Origin of the sequence: Streptomyces sp. NPDC002467 (genome assembly GCF_042889825.1) — a bacterium.
GTDB lineage: Bacteria > Actinomycetota > Actinomycetes > Streptomycetales > Streptomycetaceae > Streptomyces.
The window spans coordinates 110,565-129,470 of the sequence record NZ_JBIARJ010000012.1 but is presented as its reverse complement, the minus strand read 5'-3'; the positions used below and the strand labels follow the sequence as shown (position 1 = coordinate 129,470).

Sequence of the window (18,906 nt, the reverse complement as noted above, 5' to 3'; positions counted from 1 at the left end):
CCCGCCGCCCGGCAGGCTCCCGCGCACGAGGGCGCGCGGTAGACGCCCCGGGCGGCGGGCCCCAACGGAGGTGACCAGGATGGGCGCGAACCAGCACTCCAACCCGGTGACCGACGCCGACCGTGAGCAGGTCCGCGCGCTGCATGCCCAGGGCCTCGGCCGGAACGAGATCGCTCGCCGGCTGAACCGCGGCTCCCGCACCATCAGCGTCATCGCCGAGGAGCTTGGCCTCACCTTCGACCGCACCGCCACCGCCGTTGCCACCGAGGCCCGGAAGGCCGACGCCCGCGCCCGTCGCGTCGCCCTCGTCGAACGCGCCTACGCCCGCGCGGAGAAGATCTACAGCCGACTCGAAGCGGACGAGACCACCGGCTACCGGTTCACGTCGCCCACCGTCAACGGTATCGAGTCCAAGACCCTCGACCACGTCCCCGCCCAGGACGAACGCGCCCTCGCCATGGCCGCCGGCCAACACCTCAGCCACGCCGCCAAGCTCGAAGCCATCGACGCCGGCGCCGGACACGAGGAAGACCGCGGCATCCTGGCCGGGCTCGCGAAGGCCCTGGGCTGGCCGACCGCTGGAGGCACCGGGGAGGGCTGATGTCCGACCCCGACGTCTCCGCCAAGCAGCTCGCCAGCATCCGCGACGCGACCGCCCGCATCAACGTCTGGCACGGTGCGGTCCGGTCCGGGAAAACGATCGCGTCCCTGCTGGCGTTCCTGCTGGCCATCGCGGTAGCCCCGTCATCCGGCCTGATCATCGTGGTGGGCCGGTCCCTCCAGACCATCGAGCGCAACGTACTCGACCCACTCATGGACGTCGCGATCTTCGGCCGGTACGCGGCCGCCGTCCAGCACACCCGCGGCTCCAACACCGCGACCATCCTCGGCCGGACTGTGCACCTGATCGGCGCCGCCGACGCCCGCGCCGAGGGCCGGCTGCGTGGCCTCACCGCCTGCCTCGCCTACGTTGACGAGGCAACGCTCATCCCGCAGGAGTTCTGGACGCAGCTCCTCGCCCGCCTCTCCGTCCCCGGCGCCCGGCTCTTCGCGACCACGAACCCCGACAGCCCGCGGCACTGGCTCAAGGTCGACTACCTCGACCGCGAGGCCGACCTGAACATGCGCTCCTGGCACTTCCGACTCGGCGACAACCACACGTTGGAGCCGGACTACATCCGGTCCCTGCACGCCGAGTACGTCGGTCTGTGGCGCCGCCGCATGATTGATGGCGCGTGGGTCATTGCCGAGGGCGCGGTCTACGACATGCTCGACGACGACCGGCACATCGTCACCGAGCTGCCGCAGATCACCCGTTGGATCTCCTGCGGCGTGGACTACGGCACCACCAACGACTTTGTGGCGCTGCTCGTCGGCCTCGGCGCTGACCGGCGGCTGTACGTGGCCGCCGAGTACCGGCACGCCTCCCGCTCCGCCCACCACTCGCTGACCGACGCCGAGTACGACCGCGCCCTGCGGGCCTTCCTCCAGCAGCATCGGGCCGCGCCGGACTGGCTCGTCGTTGACCCGAGCGCCGCATCGTTCATCGAGCAGCTCCACCGGACCGGCATGCCGAACCTCGCCCCGGCCGAGAACGGCGTCACGGACGGCATCCGGACCGTGGCCTCGCTTCTGTCCGCTGGCCGTCTCCGGATTCACGCCTCGTGTGTCGGGCTGATCAAGGAGATGACCTCGTACTCGTGGGACCCGAGGGCCTCGGACCGCGGCGAGGATGCCCCGCTGAAGGTCGACGACCACGGCCCGGACGCCCTCCGGTACGCCATCCGCACGACAGAGGCCCTGTGGCGGCCCCTCGTCCCGACACACCTGGAGGTAGCAGCGTAATGGCCATGATCATCCGCATGCCTGTCTTCATGAGGGTCGGGGACGGCGAAGAGCTGGAGATCGGCGAGCTGGAGTTCCCCGTGACCGGCGAGGTCACACTGACCGGCTCCTGTGCGGCCGTCGCGACGCTGCTGCGTGCGGCCGCCGATCGGTTCGAACGCGTAGAGGAGGTGCCTAGTGCCGCTGCCGACGCATGACCAGACGTGGCCGCCCACCGACCCGCGTGTGCAATGCGACCTCGCCGACTGGGATGCCTGGTACTCCGCCGACCCCGACCGCCTCGAAGCCCGCTACGGCGGCGGCCGCCGCGGCCCCGAGCCGTACAACCGGCCCTCGCAGTACGCCAGCGGCGTCCGCGGCCGCATGGCCCGTTGGTTCTGGGGCAACCCGGTCCCCGAGGGCGAGCGCCGCGACAAGGTGCACGTCCCCCTCGCCGGGGACATCGCCCGCACCTCCGCCACCCTGCTCTTCTCCGAGCCCCCCAAGCTGGTCAGCGACCACCAGGGCACACAGGACCGCCTCGACGACATCGCCCCGGCCCAGCACCCGACCCTGTTGGAAGGCGGCGAGCTCGCGTCCGCGCTCGGCGGGGCGTACCTGCGCGTCGTATGGGATGGCGAGGTCTCTGAACGGCCGTGGGTCGACGTCGTGGCCGGCGACAGGGCCGTGCCAGAGTTCCGGTACGGGCGCCTCGTCGCCGTCACCTTCTGGACCGTCCTCCCCGACCCCACCGGACCGGACGGCCGCCGCGTCTTCCGGCACTTGGAGAAGCACGAACGCGGGCGGATCTACCACGGCCTCTACGAGGGCAGCGCCGGTGACCTCGGCGCGGCCCGCCCGCTCCAAGACCACCCGGTCACCGCGCCCCTCGCCGACGAGGTCGACGCCGAGGGCGGCCTCGACACCGGGGCCCCCGACCACCTGACCGCCGCCTACGTCCCCAACGTCCGTCCCGCGCGCGCCTGGCGACACATCCCCTCGGCAGCCGGGCTCGGGCAGTCCGACTTCCAGGGCATCGAACCGCTCCTCGACCGCCTCGACTCGACGTACTCCTCCTGGATGCGGGACGTCGACAACGGGCGCGGCCGGATCATCGTCCCCTCCTCGATGCTGGAGCCCCTCGGCCCCGGCCAGGGGGCCGCTTGGAACCCGGACCGGAACGTCTACAGCCCGCTCAACATGCTCCAGCGGCCCGGTGACCCGAACCCGCTCACCGTCGTACAGTTTGCAATCCGGGTAGCCGAGCACCGCGACACCTGCGCCGAGTTGATCGAGCAGGCCGTCCGCCAGGCCGGCTACTCCGCGAGCACGTTCGGGGAAACCGGGGATGGTGCTGCGGTCACCGCTACCGAGATCCGGGCCCGTGAACGTCGCTCGATGGCCACCCGCGCCCGTAAGACGCTGTACTGGGGTCCGGCCGTCGCCGACATCACCTCCGCGCTCCTGGCCGTCGAGGCCGGGCCCCGCTTCGGGGTGTCCGGCCTCGACGTGAGCGAGCCGATACGGGTCGAGTTCCAGGACTCCGTATCCGAGGGACCCACCGAACTGGCCACCACGGCCGAGCTGCTGCGCCGTGCCGAGGCAGCGTCCACGGACACCCTCGTCCGCATGCAGCACCCGGAGTGGGACGACCAGCAGGTGCAGACCGAGGTCGACCTGATCCTCGGCGAGTCCGGCCGGGCCACCGCCGATCCCGCGATGACCGGTGCCGAGGGCTAGGGGGTGCCGCATGCCGGTATCCCCAGCGCTGGCGGAGGATCTCGCAGCGAGGGTTCGTGAGCTGTACGACGAGGCCGAGGGTGTCCTCCTGGAGAAGCTCGCGGCCGCGCTGGAGTCGGACATCGAATCGCTGCGGTGGGCCGAGCTGAAGCTCGCGGCTGTCGGCAACCTGCGGACGGCCGTCGAGGAGATCGCGGCCGCGCTCCAGGACGACACCACCGGGGCCGTCGCCGAGGCACTCGCCGAGGCGTACGGCCGCGGCCGGCAAGCGGCCGTCGCCGAGCTTGGCGCGCTCGACATCGGCCGCGAGCTGGCCGCCCGGCATACCCTGCCGAACGCGGCGGCCGTGGACCGGCTTGCCGCCTCGTACGCGCGCGACACCCGGCCGCTGTACCAGCGGATCACCCGGGCTGTGCTGGACGCTTTCCGGTCCATCGTGGCCCGCGTGTCCGGGGCGCAGCTTCTGACCGGCATCACCCGCCGCGAGGCCTCACAGCGCGCGCTCGACAGGTTTGCTGACCGGGGCATCACCGGGTTCGTGGACTCGGCCGGCCGCCGCTGGGACATGGCGAGCTACGCCGAAATGGCCGTCCGGTCCGTCACCGCCCGCGCCGCGATCGAGGGCCACATCGACGCGCTCGGCGAGATCGGGGCCACGCTCGTCATCGTCTCTGACGCGCCGCTGGAGTGCCCACTCTGCCGACCCTGGGAGGGCGAGATCCTGTCTCTCGGCGGAGACAGCGGGCCCCACACCGTCCGCGCCCGCCACGAGGGCCACGCCGACGGCCGCACGGTCGCCGTTCACGTCGTTGGCTCGTTGACCGAGGCGCGTGCGGCCGGGCTGTTCCACCCGAATTGCAGGCACAGCCTGTCCGCCTACCTGCCCGGGGTGTCCACCCGCCCCCCGCATCACGCCACCCCGGGCACCTCCTACGAGGACACCCAGCGGCAGCGCGCCATCGAGCGGCACATCCGCGCATGGAAGCGCCGCCAGGCCGCCGCCATGGACGAGACCGCCCGCCGCAGGGCGGCCGCGAAGGTCCGCGCCTGGCAGAAGGCCCAGCGCGAGCACGTCGCCGCGCACCCAGACCTCACCCGGCAGTACGCGCGCGAGCAGATCGGCTCGGCGCGCTGACCCGCCCACGGCCGCACGGCCAAGGGCACACCCGCATGGGAGCACACATGACCAGCCCTTTCAGGCACCCCCTCGCCACTCACCCCGCAGGCGCGATCCTCGGCTACCGCACGGACGGCCGACCGATCCACGCCATCGCGGGTGGCAGCGACGAGGGCGCCGGCGCCGCCGCTGGCACCCCGCCCGCCGGTGACCCCGGCACCCCGCCCCCGGCCACACCTCCGGCCGCCCCCGCCCCGAGCGGTGACGAGACGGACTGGAAGGCCGAAGCCCGCAAATGGGAGAAGTGGGCCAAGGAGAACAAAAGCGCCCGCGAGGAGCTGGACGCCCTGAAGGCGGCCAGCCAGACCGAGCAGGAGAAGGCCGTCACCGCGGCGGAGAAGGCGGGCCGCACGGCCGCCGCTAGCGAGTACGCGGGCAAGCTCGCCGCCGCCGAGTTCCGGGCCGCCTGTGCCTCGGCCGGGGTCGACCTCGGCGAGGCCGCCGGGCTGATCGACACCGGCCGCTTCGCAAAGGACGGAGAGGTCGACACCGACGCCATCAAGGCCGCCGTCAAGCAGCTCGCCAAGCTCGCCCCCCGCGGGCCTGGCCGGTCCGGCGGCGACCTCGGCGGCGGCGGATCCGGGGATACTCCCGCCTCCCTCGACAAGCAGATCGAAGAGGCCCAGAAGGCGGGCCGTATCCACGACGTGATCGCACTCAAGCGGCGACGAGCCGCGCAGACCTAGAACCTGAGGAGCCACCATGGCCGGTATCACCGGGATGGGCACGACCTTCAACCTCCCCAACTACGCGGGCGAGCTGTTCGCCCTGACCCCGGACGACACCCCCCTCCTGTCCGCGATCGGCGGCCTGACCGGCGGCGGCATGACCACCGGCGTCGAGTTCGAGTGGCAGACCTACGACCTGCGCGACCCCGGCCAGCGGGTCCAGGTCGAAGGTGCGACCGCGCCGACCGCCGAGGAGCGGGTCCGGGCGAACGTCCGCAACGTGGCGCAGATCCACCAGTCGAAGGTGTCCGTCAGCTACACCAAGCAGGCCGCGTTCGGGCAGCTCGCCACCCCGTCCAGCGCCCCGTACCGGTCCGTGAACGGCGACAACCCCGTCTCCTCCGAGCTGGACTGGCAGATCGCGCAGGAGCTGAAGAGCATCGCGCTGGACGTCAACTTCAGCTTCATCAACGGGCGCTTCTCCAACCCGACCACCAACGCGACCGCCCGCAAGACCCGTGGCCTGCTGGAGGCGATCACCACCAACCGGATCGCGAAGGCCACCGTCGTCACCGGCGCGACCTCGGCGACGGACACGGTCACCTCGACGGCGCACGGCATGGCCGACGGGGACAAGATCGTGTTCGTCATCACCGACGTCATGACCAACGTCGTCGCTGGCCGCGTTTACTACGTCGTCTCCAGCGCCGCGAACACCTTCAAGGTCGCCACCACGTCCGGCGGCGCCGCGCTCACCCTCGGGACTGCGTCCGGCATCTCCTACAACAAGCCGTGGGCCACCACGCTCAGCACGGACCACGTGTCGGACCTCATCCAGCTCGCCTACGACAACGGCGGCATGTCCGAGCAGTCCACCGCGACCCTGATGTGCGGCTCGATCCAGAAGCGCGCCATCACCAAGGCCTTCGCCTCGGCGTACGGCCAGTACCAGGAGCTGTCGCGCAACGTCGGCGGCGTCAACATGTCCACCATCGTCACGGACTTCGGCACCCTCAACATCATGCTGGACCGGCACATGCCGCAGGACACCATCCTCGCCGTGTCCCTCGAACAGCTCATGCCCGTCTTCCTCAACGTCCCGGGCAAGGGCGTGTTCTTCGAGGAGGAGCTCGCCAAGACCGGCGCATCCACCGATGTCCAGCTGTACGGCGAGATCGGCCTGAAGTACGGCGCCGAGCGGACCCACGCGGTCATGACCGGCCTGAAGGTCTGACCGTGGCCACCTACGAACGGCGCTCAGGCGAGCACGTCGCCGAGTCCGTCCGCCCGGAACCCGGGTCCGAGGCAGAAGCCGCCTACGCGGCCCTCGCCGACGACCCGGCGTCCGGCTGGCGGCTCGTGGACGCGCAGGCGCCGAAGAAGAGCAGGGCCAAGGCCGGGGAGGGCTGATGAACGAGCCCGAGATCGCTCCGGCGGTCGAGTACCGGATCACCGCGCCCGGCCCGGTTACCGGAGGCGTTCAGGGCGTGGCCTTCGCCAACGGGCACGCGGTCGCCCGTGAGCGCCGCGGCCTGCCCCTGGCGCTGGACTGGTTCCGGGCCGAGGGCTACCTCGTCGAGCAGGTCGAGGCGGACCCCGCCCCGGCCGACGACGAGCCCACCCCCGACCCCGACCCGGACCCGGACCCGGACCCGGCGGTCGACGACCCCGCTCCCACCGAGGAGCCCCCCGACGAGCATGACAGCGAGGACTGACCGTGCCTGTGATCAGCGACTTTTCCGTCACCGCCTCGGTCCTCCAAACCAAGGCCAACGACCTCACCACCAGCAGCGACCCGCTCGTTAAGAAGTGGGCAACACACCTCGACAGCGGCACGGCCGTAGGCCAGGCCGACCGCGCGTTCCACGACACCCGCACCCTCGCCGCGTCCGCGACCGAGGACATCGACCTCGCAGGCATTCTCGTGGACGTGTTCGGGGCCACACAGACGTACGTCCGGGTGAAGGGCCTGTTCGTGGCGGCCGCCGCAGCTAACACCAACAACGTCGTGATCGGCGCTGGCACGAACCCGTGGGCGACGCTCCTGAACGCCACGGGGACCGTGACCCTGCGGCCCGGCGCGGCCTGCGGGTTCTTCGCGGGCGCGGCCGACGCGACCGGCTACGCAGTGACAGCGGCGACCGGCGACATCCTCAAGGTCACCAACAGCGCGGGGTCCACCTCGGTGACCTACGACATCGTGATTGTCGGCTGCTCGGCGTAGGAGGTGGCCCATGGCCCGTGTGTACGCCACGGCCGACCAGTACGAGGAGTTCACCGGCGGCCCCCCGCCGGCCGACATCGACTATCGGCTCGCCCGCGCGTCGGCTTTCCTCGACAGCCAGGTGTTCCGGCTGTGCCGGTACGACGTCACCGATGCCGGGCTCCCCTCCAACACCGTGGTTGCGGCCGCGTTCGCGAGCGCGGTGTGCGCGCAGGCGGAATGGGGGGTCGAGGTCGGCGACGTGACCGGTGCGGCCGGTGCGGGCTGGGGGTCAGTCGGGATCGGCTCGGTGCAGCTGGGCCGGTCGGTCACCTCGGTGTCCGGTGCCGACTCGGCCGCCCGGCAGGTCGCGCCCGCGGTGTGGGACGCTCTCCAGTCCCCGGACCTCACCCCGCAGATCTTCCAGTGCGGGGCGGTGTCGACGTGGTGATCCCCGGGTGGCTGCTGCGGCACACGGTGACGATCGAGGCCTACCTCGGCGACACCGCGTACGGTCCGCAGTACGCCGCCCCGGTCACCGCGCGCGCGTTCGTCGAGGAGAAGATCCGCACCGTCCGGAACAAGGAGGGCGAGGAGGTGACCGCCTCGACGACGGTGTACCTCCTCCCGACTCAGGAGTGCCCGCCGGAGTCCCGAGTGACCACCCCGAGCGGCCGTACGGCGTCCGTCATCACCTCCGCCGCGCATACCGGCGGTGGTCTGCCGACTCCGGACCACCGGGAGGTGACCCTCACATGAGCCAGCACGTGCGCATGCGCTGGGAGGGCGGCCGCCTCGGCGTCACCACCCGCGGCCGCCGCGCGGCCGAGGAAGGCCTACAACGGGCCCTGGAACACCTCCTTGCCGAGTCCCGGAAGATTGTGCCGCTCCGCGAGGGCACCCTCGAACGGTCGGGCAGGGTGGTACGCGCTGGGATGAGCGGCATGGTCACCTATGACACGGTGTACGCCCGGCGCCAGCACGAGGAACTCACCTGGAAACACCTGCCAGGCCGGTCCGCGAAGTACCTGGAAATCCCCTTCAACCGCGACCGGGACGTCATGCTCCGGCTGATGGCGGTCCCGCTGCGGAGGTGGTTGCGTGGCTGACCTCCTCGACGGCGTCGCCCGCTACCTCGTCGGCCGCGGCCTCGTCACCTACGACCCCGCCGGTGTCGCGGGCAACGTCTTCATCGAGGCGATGCCCAGCACCCCAGACACCTGCATTGTCCTCACGATCTACGACGACGGCGCAGAGACCGACTCCCAGATCGGCTATGACGACGTGCCCTTGCAGGTCCGGGTCCGGGGCACGACCGACCCGCGGGTGTCCCGCACGCTCGCGCAGGACATCCGGGCCGAGCTGCTCGGCCTCGGCGAGACCCTGCTCCCCGACGGTACGTACCTCCTGCTCGCCCTCGGCAACTCGGCCGTCGCCAGCATCGGCGTGGACGAGAACCGCCGCCACGAGCACGTCGTGAACCTGCGCCTTCGCGTCCGCAGCGCAACCCCGCACCGCGTCTGACCCACCCCCCGTCTTCAGCCCGCCCGGCGCCGCCGGCGGGCCTTCCGTTATGCCTCGGAGGAGCACCACCATGGCCGTCGACAAGTACAACGCGCGCGATGTGCGCTTCCAAATCGAGAGCTACCTGTCACCCGGAACCTGGGTCGACATCGCCCCCCTCGCGATCAACACGTGGTCGAAGAGCGAGGAGGAAGAGACCGCCGACATCACGACGTTCGGATCTGCCGGACAGGCCGAGTCGTGGAAGCAGCAGGTAGGCCGCTCCCTCACGATCGAGGGCTTCCGGCTGAGGGACCCGGCTACGGGCGCTCTCGACCCGGGGCAGGCCCTCGTCGAGGCGATGAACGACCGCCTCGGCCCCGACTCGCTCACGGGCTTCCGGTTCGCGCACACCAACGACACGACGTGGGTGGTGTGGGCGAAGGCCCGGATCACGCTCGGCGACACCGGCGGCGGCAACAACGACCCGACCAGCTGGAGCGCCACGTTCACCCGCTCCGGTGCCTCGTCCACGGCGGCCAAGCCGTGACGGCCGCCCGCGCCGGACAGGCGCAGTCCTGGGAGGACTTCAAGGCCACCACGTTCGGCGCCCGGACAGAGCACATCGAGGGTGTCGACGTGCCGGTCCCGGACGACATCCCCCTCGGCTTCAGCAAGCTCGCCAGCGCCCTCAGCGTCGACTCTGACGTCGACGAGTTCGCCCCGGTCGTCACCCTCCTCTACGGCGACGGCGTGTTCGACCAGTGGGTCGACAACGGCATGGGCGCCAAAGGCCTCCTCGTCGCGATCATGTGGGGCTACATGCAGGGCAGCGGCCGCGACGTCACGTTCGCCGAAGCCTACGAGGTCGTAACCAGCGACGACCCGGGAAAAGCGGCCCTCGCGGCGACGGGGAACCGAGCCGCGCGCAGATCGCAGTCCAAGAGCACTGGTGGGCGGTCCGCGCGGACTTCCGCCGCGAGTACGGGATCCGCCCGCAGGACTTCCCGCACCTAGGTGAGCGCGAGTTCTGGAACCTCCTCTCCGGCCTCTCCGCTGAGTCCCTCTTCCGGCGCGTGGCCGGTGACGAACTCGCCGTCATCGACGACCCCGACCAGATCCGCGCCGCACTTCCGCGCGGCTGACCCCGGCCAGGAGGTAGCTCATGGCGGTCACCGTCGGCGAACTCGTCGCGAACATCGACGCGGACACGAGCGGCATGGAGCGTGGCCTAGCCGCTGCCGAGCTCCAGATGCGCGGCTTCACCCAGGATGCCGAGGGCCGTCTCCGGCGCCTCGACGGCACGTTCGCGAGCCACGCCGAGCGCGTCGAGCAGGGCTTCGCCCGTAACGAGGAGTCCAGCCGCCGCTTCGGCTTCAGCCTCGGTCGCCTGGGTGGGCTGGCCGGCGGCCTCGGCTCGGTTGCCGGCACGCTCGGCAAGATCGGTGCAGCCCTCGGCACGGCCGTCCCGCTCGTGGCCGGACTCGGCGCGACGCTCGTACAGATCGCCCCGGCCGCCGGTGTCGCAGTGACCGGTCTGATCGCGGTGCAGCTTGCAGCGAAGGCCCTGAAGATCGGCATGAAGGGGGTTGGGGACGCCGTCAGCGCGGCCCTGGATCCGTCCGACCCGGAGGCGTACGCCGAGGCCCTGAAGAAGCTCAGCCCGAACGCCCGGGACTTCGTCAAGGAGATCCGCAACCTCCAGCCGCAGTTCAAGGCGATTCAGCAGGGCGTGCAGGATGCGCTCTTCGAGGACTTCGGGCAACTCATGAAAGACCTCGGCGAGCACACCTTGCCGATCCTCGGCCGAGGTCTGAAGGACGCCGCGACCACCCTGAACTTGATGGGACAGAGCGCGGCGAACGCAGCGCTTGACCTGAGTCTTAATGGCACGCTCGGCAAGGCCATCAACGGCGCGAATGCAGGTCTGTCGAACCTGACGCAGGCTCCCGGACAGTTCATCACGGCCCTCACCCAGATCGGGGCCGCCGCCGGCCCGGCTTTCGCCCGTATGACGGGTGCCGCGGCCACGGGGCTGGACACCTTGTCTCAGAAGCTCACCCACGCCTTCGACTCCGGGGCCATGCAGACGGCCATCGAGGATGCCGTCACCGTCTTCAAGCAGCTCTTCGAGGTCGTCCGCAACGTCGGCAGCATTGTCGGATCGGTCTTCAGCGCGGCCCGTACGACCGGTGGTGACTTCCTCGGTGTCCTCACCCAGATCACCGGTGCCCTCGCTGAAGCATTCGCGAGCCCGGCCGTGCAGGGGGCCCTGAAAGCGATCTACTCGACGATGGCGCTGGTCTCGCAAACCGTGGGCCCGCTCCTCATCTCCGTACTGCAAGCCATCGCGCCCCTCTTCACCGCGCTGGGACCGCCGGTGCAGCGGCTCGTTGCGGCGCTCGGGCAGGCTCTCGGGCCGATCATTGCAGCGCTGGGGCCGGTGCTGGAAGCGGTGGCGGTGGCGGTCGGCGCACTGATGGACGCCATCGCGCCACTGCTGCCGGTCATCGGTTCGCTCATCGCGCAGCTTCTGCCCGCGCTTACCCCGCTGTTGGCCCTCGTCGCTGGGATCTTCAAGGCCCTCGCGCCGCTGGTCGAACAGCTCGCCGGGATCCTGATGTCGGCGCTGGCGCCGATCCTCGCCGCCCTGGTGCCCGTGCTTCAGCCGATCGTTGACGCGCTGCTGACCCTGGTCAGGGCCGTCATGCCAATCATCTCGGCGCAGGTCGCAGCCTTCGCGCCGATCATCGCGAAGCTCGCCCAGATGTTCGCTGAACTGCTGGTCGCGCTGGCGCCCGTCATCGAGCAGCTCATCCTGCTCGTTGCGGACATCCTCACCGCGATCACCCCGCTGATCATCCCTGTCATCGGTTTCGTGTCCAAGCTCGCCAGCGTCTTCGCCGACGAGCTCGGCCAGGTGATCCGCGAGGTCATCGTCCCGGCCTTCATGGCCATCGCGGCCCTGCTCCGGGGCGACTTCTCCGCGGCGTGGGACTACGCCAAGCAGATGGTGCGCGGCATCCTGGAGACATGGACCAGGATCTTCCGGGACCTACCCAACCGCGCGTGGGAGGCCCTCGGTGGACTGGCCTCGGCCCTGTGGTCACGGATCCAGGAAGCCGGCTCACGGCTGGTCGAAGGGGCCCGGCAGAAGGCGGGCGAACTCCTCGACAGGATCCGGGCTATCCCGGGTCAGGCGAGGGACGCGCTCGGCGACCTCGGATCGATGCTGTGGAACGCTGGCGCGCGCCTCATCGGCGGCTTCATCGACGGCATCCGCTCGAAGGTCAGCGCCATCCGCAACACCCTGTCCGGGATCACCGACATGCTCCCGGACTGGAAGGGCCCGGCCGCGGTCGACGCCCGGATCCTGACCCCCGCCGGCCGCTCTCTCATCGAGGGCTTCCAGCGGGGCATCACCGACCAGACCCCGGCTCTTCAGCGGCAGCTCGGCGGCCTGACCGGGGCGCTGCCGGGGATGACCCTGGGGCCTTCTGGCGGAGCCACCGTCGGAGGCATGGGCCCCGGCCGTCTGATCATCGAGGTCACCGGGCCCGACGAGGTCAAGGCATTCATTCGCAAGATCGTCGCCGTGGACGGGCGCGGCGACGTCCAGACCGCTTTCGGCTGAGGAGGCCCCGTGGCAGTGCCCGACATCCATGCCGAGCTCCAGATCGGCTCACTCTGGTCGGACGTCACCAACGACGCCGTTCATGAGGCCGCCATCCGGTACGCGTGGGGCCGCCGCGGGGAGGGCGAGCGCACCGACCCGGCATCGGCGCCGCTCGCCTTCCTCAACCCGACCGGCAAGTACAGCCCGCGCAACCCGCTGTCGCCGTACTACAGGCAGTTGGGCCGCAACACCCCGCTGCGGCTCAGTCACGGCGGCGCCGATGTCGCGCTCGTCGTTCCCGCTGGCACCGCCAGCCGGGCCACCACCCCGGACACGGCCGCACTCGACATCGTCGGGGACATCGACGTGCGGGCCGACCTCACCCCCGCCGCGTGGGGCACCACCAGCTCAGAGCTGGGGTGGGCCGTCATGGGCAAGTGGACCGACTTCGGGCAACAGTCCTGGATGCTCGGGATCGGCGACGACGGCCGCATCGGCCTCTACTGGTCCACGGACGGCTTCAACATCCTCAGCTACGGCTCCGACGTGGCTGTGCCCTTCGCCCCCGGCCAGCGCGGTGCCATCCGCGTCACCCTCGACGTCGACAACGGGTTGGGCGGCTTCACCGCCACCTACTACACCGCGCCCACCATGGTCGGACCCTGGGTCCAGCTCGGCACCCCCGACGTCACGACGAGCGGCACCACGAGCATCTTCAACAGCACATCCGCCCTGGAAGTCGGCGACCTGTCAGGCACCGACTGGGCTTCGATCGCCCGCGAGTACCACGCCATCGAGGTCCGTACCGGCATCGGCGGGTCCGCAGTTGCCACCCCGGTTTTCACCGGGCAGGCGTCCGGCACGACGTCCTTCGCCGACTCGGCCGGCCGTACCTGGAGCGCGGGCACCGGCCTCATCACCAACCGCCGCACCCGGGCCGTGCTGGAGACTGCCGATTGGGCACCTCGCTCGACGACCGCCGGACTCGTGACGGCGCCCGTCACGGGCGCGGGGATCCTGCGCCGCCTGGGCCGGGGGCAAAAGCCGCTCTCCTCGACGCTCCGCCGGACCCTGCCGAAGATCGGGGCAGGCCCTGTCGCGTACTGGCCGCTTGAGGACGGCTCCACGTCAACGCAGGTCGCCTCGGCGCTCTCTGGCGGGCGCCCGCTCACGGTCTCGGACATGTCCTTCGCCGCGGACTCCTCGTGCCCGGGTGCGTCGCCCCTGCCGACGATCGGGGCGGCCGCCACCATGGTTGCCGCGGTCCCGCCGTATACCAGCATCAACGGCTCGGGCTACACGATCTCGATGATGTACTCCCTCGACGCGATGCCCGCTTCCAAGAGCACGATTTTGTCGTTCGGGGCGAGCGGGGATTCGCGGGGCGTCGTCATCTCTCTGACGGCAACGCAGATCGTGTGCGACGTATACGGCCCCGGCGGGGCCCTCATCACCTCGTCCTCCTTCACCCCGGCCGCCGCATCCGGGGCCGACCGCTGGTGGCGCCTCACCGTCGCCGCTGACGGCATCGGCATTCCGAACACGACCTTCGTCTACGGACTCGTCGACGACCTCGGCAACGAGGACGTCGCCGGCGTCACCGTCGCCGGAGCACCGGGCATCGTCACCTACATCGATACCGCGTTCGGGGCCCTCCTCTCCGGGATGGCCGTCGGGCATCTCGTTGTCTACCCCGACCCGTTCAGCACCGGGTGGCGCGGGGCCGACCGCGGCTATGCCGGGGAGGAGGCTGGGGCTCGGCTGCTGCGGCTGTGCGGGGAGGAGGGCATCCCTGTCACGATCGCCGACGGGCCGGGCGCCCACACCCGGCTCGGCCCGCAGCGGCCAGCGAAGCTGCTGGATCTGCTGGACGAGATCGCGGCGGCTGACGGAGGCATCCTGTACGAGGACCGCGGGCGCCTGGGGCTGGTCTACCGGACCCGCAACGCGCTCTATAGCCAGGCCCCGAAGGTGACGATTCCGTTCGGACAGCTCGGGCCTCCGCTGGATCCGACCGACGATGACAAGTACGTCCGTAACGACCGCACGGTGAGCCGGGTCGACGGCTCGTCGGCTCGGGCGATCCTCACCGCGGGCGCTCTGTCGACGGCCCCGCCTCCGGCCGGAGTCGGGCTGTATGACGACTCCACCACCGTCAACGTCTACTCCGACGGCCAACTGCCCGACATCGCCGCGTGGCTGCTGCACCGGGGTACGTGGGACGAGGCCCGCTACCCGAAGTTGCGGATCCTGCTCCACAAGTACCCGGCCCTCGTGCCCGCAGTGTCCGCACTTCAGCCGGGGGACGTCATCCGCATCACGGACCTACCGTCCTGGCTGCCTCCGGGCCCCGTGGACCTGATGGTCGAGGGCGGCGACGAGGAGTTCAAGCAGTTCGAGTGGACGGTGACCCTGGCCTGCTCACCCGCCGGACCATGGTCGGTCGCGGTCCTCGACGACTCGGTGCTCGGCCGTCTGGACACCGACGGCTCGGTGCTCGTCGCTGCTGCCACGACCACCGCAACGACGCTGCTGGTCGACACCGTCCAGACCAGTGCCGGCGTGCCTCGTTGGACGGAGGACCCGGCGGAGTGCCCCATCGACATGAAGCTCGGCGGGGAGACCGTCACCGCGACGGCCATCGCCCCCTACGCCACCGACACCTACACCCGCACTGTCAGCAACGGATGGGGAAGCACCACGTCGGGGCTGGCGTGGGCGACCGCCAACGGGTCGGCGTCAGACAGGAGTGTGGCGTCGGGGCGGGGTGTGGTCACGCTGGCAGCGTCGCCGACGGTGCTCCGCTTTCAGGTCTTGCCGGACTCGGTCGGCGACTGCGAGATCCGGGCCGCGCTCTCGGTGTCCGCGACGGCGACCGGCGCGAGCCTGACCAGCTCGGTTGTCATGCGGTACACGAGCCCCACGGACTACTACCGGCTGAGATTGCAGTTCACCACGGCGGGCACGATCGTGCTCACCGTGCACCGCGACGCCACCCAGATTGATGCCTCTGTGACACCGGGCGTCAGCTACACCCCGGGGAGCCTCATCCAAGCCCGGGTACGGCTGGTCGGGCACCGCGTGCTCGGCCGCGTCTGGGCCACCGGAGACCCCGAGCCGACCACATGGCAGATCGACCGCACCGTGACCTCGTCCACGATCACGGCCGGACAGGTTGGCTTCGGGGCGGGTGCGGTGTCCGGCAACACCAACGTGGCGCCGGAGATCCGGTACGACGATCTCGTCGTCGTCGGCCCGCAGCGTATGACCGTCTCCCGGTCCGTGAACGGGATCGTCAAGGCCCAGCCGGCCGGAACGGACATCCGCCTCGCCAACCCCATGATCGTCGCCCTGTAGGAGGCCACATTGGGAACCCAGTTCAGGGCCGGACAACGCCTGACCGCCGCCCTGCTCACCATCGACAACACCCAGGTCGAGGACACCACCAGCCGCACCACCACCGCCACCACGTACGGCAACGCGAGTGGCGGGGCTTTCTCCGCCTCGGTCACGGTCCCGGCGTCCGGGCAAGTGCTGGTGGAGATCCGGTCGACGCAGCGGAATTCGACCACGAACAACAGCATTACGAGCTGGACCGCGACGGGCTCGGTGTCCGGGACGGTGTACACCGCGAATGACACCGCCGCGCTGATCGTCAACGGAGTGCAGAACAACTCGGTGGACCTGAGCTACCGGCTGACGGGGCTGAGCGTGGGCGAGACGCTCACCGTGACGACTCAGCACAAGGTGAACGCGGCCAGCACCGGCACCTTCGACTATCGGCTGATCCTTCTCACCGGCATGCCCTGACCCAACCCGCCCCGTACGCCCCGCGCCGCCTGGCCGGGGCTTTTCTTATGCCCTGGAGGCCACCGTGGGACTGTCCCGCACCGCGTACGTCAACCTGCTCAAGTCCCAGGCCGGCTACCACGAGGGCCGCGATCCGTCCGGGAACTGGAACAACATCCAGAAATTCAGCCCGGCCGTACCCGGCCTGGAGTGGTCGCAGGGCCAGGCATGGTGCGCGACGTTCACCGCGTGGGGCGCAGACGAGCTCGGCGCCCGCGACTTCTGGCCGATCACTGCCTCGTGCTGGACCGCCGTGCAGTTCTGGAAGAAGGCCGGCCGCTGGACCGAGTACCCGGTCCTCGGGGGGCCCTTCTACATGGGCAACGTCGGCGAGGACCACGTCGGTGTGGTGTACGCCTACGACGCGGACAGCATCTACACCGTCGAGGGCAACACGAACAGCGGCGGCGGCTACCAGGGCGACGGCGTGTACCTCCGCGTCCGCCCTCGCCGCGGGGCAAACAGCCCGTACGGGTATGGCGTCCCGGCCTTCGACGAGGGCACCACGAGCGCGGATCCCGCGCTCGGCGGGACCCCGGCCGCGTCCGTTGCTGCGCCCGCGCCCCCGCGGCCGTCGGTGTCCCTGGCGCACGTCGTCGCGGCCGCGCGGCGGGACCCGGGCCTGCGGCAGGGCGGCACCACCTACCCGGCCGAGGTCAACGTCGTCGAGGTCGCGCTCGCCGCCGAGGGGCTCCTGTCCGACGCATACGCCCACGACGGCTCGTTCGGCTCGCTCACCGTGACCGCGTACGCGAAGTGGCAGCGGCGTCGCGGCTTCAACGGGGCCGACGCCGACGGAATCCCCGGCAAGGCCACCCTGACCGCCCTGGGCGCCGCCCACGGCTTCACCGTCACCGCCTGATCAGGAGACCACCATGTCCCGCATCGTCCTCGACGTCGTCGAGCGCACCGTCGCCGCGTACGTCACGACCTTCCTCGGCCTGCTTCTCGCCGTCGACTTCAACCTGACCGACGTCACCGCGCTCAAGGCGGCCGCGATCGCGTCCATCCCGGCCGCGCTGTCCGTGGTCAAGGGTGCCGTGGGCGCCGTGCTCGGCGACCCGTCAACGGCCGGGTGGCTGCCCCGGCCCCGCGGGTGACACCTGAGGAGTCCACCCGGGTCGCGGTCGAGCTGGCAGAGATGAGGGGCGAGATCAGGATCGGTTTCGCCGAGCTTCGGGGTCAGCTCGGCCTCGCCCTCCAGCGCACCGACCAGGCCGAGGCGGACATCGACGCCCTGGAACAGCGGGTGGAAGCCCTGGAGCGGGCGCGCTGGCCCCTCCCCTCGATTGCCGCGGTGACCGCGCTCGGATCCCTCGGCATCGGCATGTACCAGCTCATCGCGAAGTAGGAGGCCGTCATGCCTCGACGCACCGTTCACGGCACTGTGAACGACCTCTTCACAGACGGCGCGGCCGCCGGGGTCACCGTCACCCTGTCCGCGCTGCCCCGCCGTTGGACCGACGAGACCGGCGACCGGGTCCTCGCGGCGCCGGATCACCCGGTGACGGTGGCGGCCGGCGCGTGGTCGGTGTCCCTGCTGCCGACGGACGAGCCAGGGATCGAGCCTGCGACGGGCCGCTACTACCGGCTGGTCGAGTCGGTGGCCGGGGTGCCTGTGCGGCGGCGCACCTTCGAGGTCCCGACCGGCGACGGCTCCCCCGTCGACATCCTCGACCTCGTCGTCGCCGACCCGGCGCTGCCGGGCTACGTGCGGGGCGCAGCTGGCCCGCCGGGTGCTACTGGCCCTGCCGGGCCTGCGGGTCCTGCTGGGGTTGCCGGCGCTCAGGGCCCGCAGGGGCCAGCCGGTGCGACGGGCCCACAGGGCCCGGCCGGACCGGCCGGTAGCGGCATCAGGACGGCGCAGGCCCGCATCACGGACGGCGCAATTGTCGACCTGCCGTCGGCCCCGTCGTGGACGATCGCCCTGACGAGTGTCGGCACGCCCCTCCAGTGCGCCATTGCGGCGGCGGCCGGGGACCGGATCCGTGTACACCTGTCGATGCTGTACGCGGGCTCGCGGTTCATGGATCTAGCCCTCCTCGACAGCGCGGGGGCCATAGCCCAGTACGGCGCCTCCGGCACCTCATCGCCGCTTAGCGAGGGGGCGCCGGAGTTCTACCCGAGCACCTCGTTCAGCACGGCCTCATCGGCCGGCATGTTCACCGTGGGCTCCGGCCACATCAACGGGTCCGGTCAAGCCGTGGTCGCGCTCGCCCAACAGGGCGTGGCTGCGGGCAAGGTGTACGCCAACGGGACGTATCCCTGGAGAATGCTTCTGGAGAACCTCGGCGCCAGCCCCTGACGAGCACAACGCCCCCTCTCA

Annotated in this window: 23 protein-coding genes; all 23 read left to right on the top strand. The window is 70.8% G+C overall.

Going from position 1 to position 18,906, the window contains the following annotated elements:
• Nucleotides 1–79 precede the first annotated feature (79 nt).
• A complete protein-coding gene (locus ACFYYJ_RS24575) occupies nucleotides 80–601 on the top strand; it encodes a helix-turn-helix domain-containing protein (RefSeq protein ID WP_389135422.1) in 522 nt (173 codons plus the stop codon).
• Nucleotides 601–1,845 carry a PBSX family phage terminase large subunit gene (locus ACFYYJ_RS24570; RefSeq protein ID WP_389135419.1) on the top strand — a complete coding sequence of 415 codons (1,245 nt, stop codon included), beginning with the start codon at nucleotides 601–603 and terminating at the stop codon, nucleotides 1,843–1,845. Before ACFYYJ_RS24575 ends, ACFYYJ_RS24570 begins: the two co-directional genes overlap by 1 nt.
• 5 nt (nucleotides 1,846–1,850) lie before the next feature.
• Nucleotides 1,851–2,042: a hypothetical protein gene (locus tag ACFYYJ_RS24565; RefSeq protein ID WP_389135417.1), complete on the top strand. Its 192-nt coding sequence runs from the start codon at nucleotides 1,851–1,853 to the stop codon at nucleotides 2,040–2,042.
• Nucleotides 2,023–3,564 carry a phage portal protein gene (locus ACFYYJ_RS24560; protein WP_389135416.1) on the top strand — a complete coding sequence of 514 codons (1,542 nt, stop codon included), beginning with the start codon at nucleotides 2,023–2,025 and terminating at the stop codon, nucleotides 3,562–3,564. Before ACFYYJ_RS24565 ends, ACFYYJ_RS24560 begins: the two co-directional genes overlap by 20 nt.
• Nucleotides 3,565–3,574: 10 nt before the next feature.
• Nucleotides 3,575–4,699: a phage minor capsid protein gene (locus ACFYYJ_RS24555; protein WP_389135413.1), complete on the top strand. Its 1,125-nt coding sequence runs from the start codon at nucleotides 3,575–3,577 to the stop codon at nucleotides 4,697–4,699.
• Nucleotides 4,700–4,746: 47 nt separating this feature from the next.
• Nucleotides 4,747–5,427, top strand: a complete 681-nt coding sequence (locus ACFYYJ_RS24550) for a hypothetical protein (RefSeq protein WP_389135410.1) — start codon at nucleotides 4,747–4,749, stop codon at nucleotides 5,425–5,427.
• Between the two features lie 16 nt (nucleotides 5,428–5,443).
• Complete coding sequence (locus tag ACFYYJ_RS24545; protein WP_389135408.1) at nucleotides 5,444–6,643, top strand: DUF5309 family protein; 1,200 nt, start codon at nucleotides 5,444–5,446, stop codon at nucleotides 6,641–6,643.
• Between the two features lie 2 nt (nucleotides 6,644–6,645).
• A complete protein-coding gene (locus tag ACFYYJ_RS24540) occupies nucleotides 6,646–6,819 on the top strand; it encodes a hypothetical protein (protein WP_389135405.1) in 174 nt (57 codons plus the stop codon).
• Nucleotides 6,819–7,124 (top strand): hypothetical protein, encoded by a 306-nt coding sequence (locus tag ACFYYJ_RS24535; protein ID WP_389135403.1) that lies wholly within the window; start codon nucleotides 6,819–6,821, stop codon nucleotides 7,122–7,124. Before ACFYYJ_RS24540 ends, ACFYYJ_RS24535 begins: the two co-directional genes overlap by 1 nt.
• Nucleotides 7,125–7,126: 2 nt before the next feature.
• A complete protein-coding gene (locus ACFYYJ_RS24530) occupies nucleotides 7,127–7,633 on the top strand; it encodes a hypothetical protein (RefSeq protein ID WP_389135401.1) in 507 nt (168 codons plus the stop codon).
• Between the two features lie 10 nt (nucleotides 7,634–7,643).
• Nucleotides 7,644–8,063, top strand: a complete 420-nt coding sequence (locus ACFYYJ_RS24525; protein ID WP_389135399.1) for a hypothetical protein — start codon at nucleotides 7,644–7,646, stop codon at nucleotides 8,061–8,063.
• Nucleotides 8,057–8,371 carry a hypothetical protein gene (locus tag ACFYYJ_RS24520; RefSeq protein WP_389135397.1) on the top strand — a complete coding sequence of 105 codons (315 nt, stop codon included), beginning with the start codon at nucleotides 8,057–8,059 and terminating at the stop codon, nucleotides 8,369–8,371. Before ACFYYJ_RS24525 ends, ACFYYJ_RS24520 begins: the two co-directional genes overlap by 7 nt.
• Nucleotides 8,368–8,721, top strand: coding sequence for a minor capsid protein (locus ACFYYJ_RS24515; protein ID WP_389135394.1), 354 nt, complete (start codon nucleotides 8,368–8,370; stop codon nucleotides 8,719–8,721). The genes ACFYYJ_RS24520 and ACFYYJ_RS24515 overlap by 4 nt, the downstream gene beginning before the upstream one ends.
• The gene (locus tag ACFYYJ_RS24510) at nucleotides 8,714–9,136 is read left to right on the top strand and encodes a minor capsid protein (protein WP_389135391.1); all 423 of its coding nucleotides are present in this window, start codon (nucleotides 8,714–8,716) and stop codon (nucleotides 9,134–9,136) included. Before ACFYYJ_RS24515 ends, ACFYYJ_RS24510 begins: the two co-directional genes overlap by 8 nt.
• Nucleotides 9,137–9,206: 70 nt before the next feature.
• Nucleotides 9,207–9,665 carry a phage tail tube protein gene (locus ACFYYJ_RS24505; protein ID WP_389135388.1) on the top strand — a complete coding sequence of 153 codons (459 nt, stop codon included), beginning with the start codon at nucleotides 9,207–9,209 and terminating at the stop codon, nucleotides 9,663–9,665.
• A complete protein-coding gene (locus ACFYYJ_RS24500) occupies nucleotides 9,662–10,132 on the top strand; it encodes a hypothetical protein (protein WP_389135386.1) in 471 nt (156 codons plus the stop codon). The genes ACFYYJ_RS24505 and ACFYYJ_RS24500 overlap by 4 nt, the downstream gene beginning before the upstream one ends.
• Nucleotides 10,133–10,280: 148 nt before the next feature.
• Nucleotides 10,281–12,749: a hypothetical protein gene (locus tag ACFYYJ_RS24495; RefSeq protein ID WP_389135383.1), complete on the top strand. Its 2,469-nt coding sequence runs from the start codon at nucleotides 10,281–10,283 to the stop codon at nucleotides 12,747–12,749.
• Between the two features lie 9 nt (nucleotides 12,750–12,758).
• Nucleotides 12,759–16,088, top strand: a complete 3,330-nt coding sequence (locus ACFYYJ_RS24490) for a hypothetical protein (RefSeq protein ID WP_389135380.1) — start codon at nucleotides 12,759–12,761, stop codon at nucleotides 16,086–16,088.
• Between the two features lie 9 nt (nucleotides 16,089–16,097).
• Nucleotides 16,098–16,541: a hypothetical protein gene (locus tag ACFYYJ_RS24485; RefSeq protein WP_389135379.1), complete on the top strand. Its 444-nt coding sequence runs from the start codon at nucleotides 16,098–16,100 to the stop codon at nucleotides 16,539–16,541.
• A 64-nt stretch (nucleotides 16,542–16,605) separates the two neighbouring features.
• A complete protein-coding gene (locus ACFYYJ_RS24480; RefSeq protein WP_389135376.1) occupies nucleotides 16,606–17,442 on the top strand; it encodes a peptidoglycan-binding protein in 837 nt (278 codons plus the stop codon).
• Between the two features lie 13 nt (nucleotides 17,443–17,455).
• The gene (locus ACFYYJ_RS24475; RefSeq protein ID WP_389135373.1) at nucleotides 17,456–17,680 is read left to right on the top strand and encodes a hypothetical protein; all 225 of its coding nucleotides are present in this window, start codon (nucleotides 17,456–17,458) and stop codon (nucleotides 17,678–17,680) included.
• On the top strand, nucleotides 17,677–17,931 hold the full coding sequence (locus tag ACFYYJ_RS24470; RefSeq protein WP_389135370.1) for a hypothetical protein: 255 nt from the start codon (nucleotides 17,677–17,679) through the stop codon (nucleotides 17,929–17,931). Before ACFYYJ_RS24475 ends, ACFYYJ_RS24470 begins: the two co-directional genes overlap by 4 nt.
• 9 nt (nucleotides 17,932–17,940) lie before the next feature.
• Complete coding sequence (locus ACFYYJ_RS24465) at nucleotides 17,941–18,885, top strand: hypothetical protein (protein WP_389135368.1); 945 nt, start codon at nucleotides 17,941–17,943, stop codon at nucleotides 18,883–18,885.
• The last annotated feature ends 21 nt before the right edge of the window (nucleotides 18,886–18,906 follow it).

What these genes read in the sequence shown, in the direction of transcription:
- ACFYYJ_RS24575 (WP_389135422.1), top strand. Translation starts at nt 80, where the DNA reads ATGGGCGCGAACCAGCACTCCAACCCGGTGACCGACGCCGACCGTGAG.
- ACFYYJ_RS24570 (WP_389135419.1), top strand. Translation starts at nt 601, where the DNA reads ATGTCCGACCCCGACGTCTCCGCCAAGCAGCTCGCCAGCATCCGCGAC.
- ACFYYJ_RS24565 (WP_389135417.1), top strand. Translation starts at nt 1,851, where the DNA reads ATGATCATCCGCATGCCTGTCTTCATGAGGGTCGGGGACGGCGAAGAG.
- ACFYYJ_RS24555 (WP_389135413.1), top strand. Translation starts at nt 3,575, where the DNA reads ATGCCGGTATCCCCAGCGCTGGCGGAGGATCTCGCAGCGAGGGTTCGT.
- ACFYYJ_RS24550 (WP_389135410.1), top strand. Translation starts at nt 4,747, where the DNA reads ATGACCAGCCCTTTCAGGCACCCCCTCGCCACTCACCCCGCAGGCGCG.
- ACFYYJ_RS24545 (WP_389135408.1), top strand. Translation starts at nt 5,444, where the DNA reads ATGGCCGGTATCACCGGGATGGGCACGACCTTCAACCTCCCCAACTAC.
- ACFYYJ_RS24535 (WP_389135403.1), top strand. Translation starts at nt 6,819, where the DNA reads ATGAACGAGCCCGAGATCGCTCCGGCGGTCGAGTACCGGATCACCGCG.
- ACFYYJ_RS24525 (WP_389135399.1), top strand. Translation starts at nt 7,644, where the DNA reads ATGGCCCGTGTGTACGCCACGGCCGACCAGTACGAGGAGTTCACCGGC.
- ACFYYJ_RS24515 (WP_389135394.1), top strand. Translation starts at nt 8,368, where the DNA reads ATGAGCCAGCACGTGCGCATGCGCTGGGAGGGCGGCCGCCTCGGCGTC.
- ACFYYJ_RS24505 (WP_389135388.1), top strand. Translation starts at nt 9,207, where the DNA reads ATGGCCGTCGACAAGTACAACGCGCGCGATGTGCGCTTCCAAATCGAG.
- ACFYYJ_RS24495 (WP_389135383.1), top strand. Translation starts at nt 10,281, where the DNA reads ATGGCGGTCACCGTCGGCGAACTCGTCGCGAACATCGACGCGGACACG.
- ACFYYJ_RS24475 (WP_389135373.1), top strand. Translation starts at nt 17,456, where the DNA reads ATGTCCCGCATCGTCCTCGACGTCGTCGAGCGCACCGTCGCCGCGTAC.
- ACFYYJ_RS24465 (WP_389135368.1), top strand. Translation starts at nt 17,941, where the DNA reads ATGCCTCGACGCACCGTTCACGGCACTGTGAACGACCTCTTCACAGAC.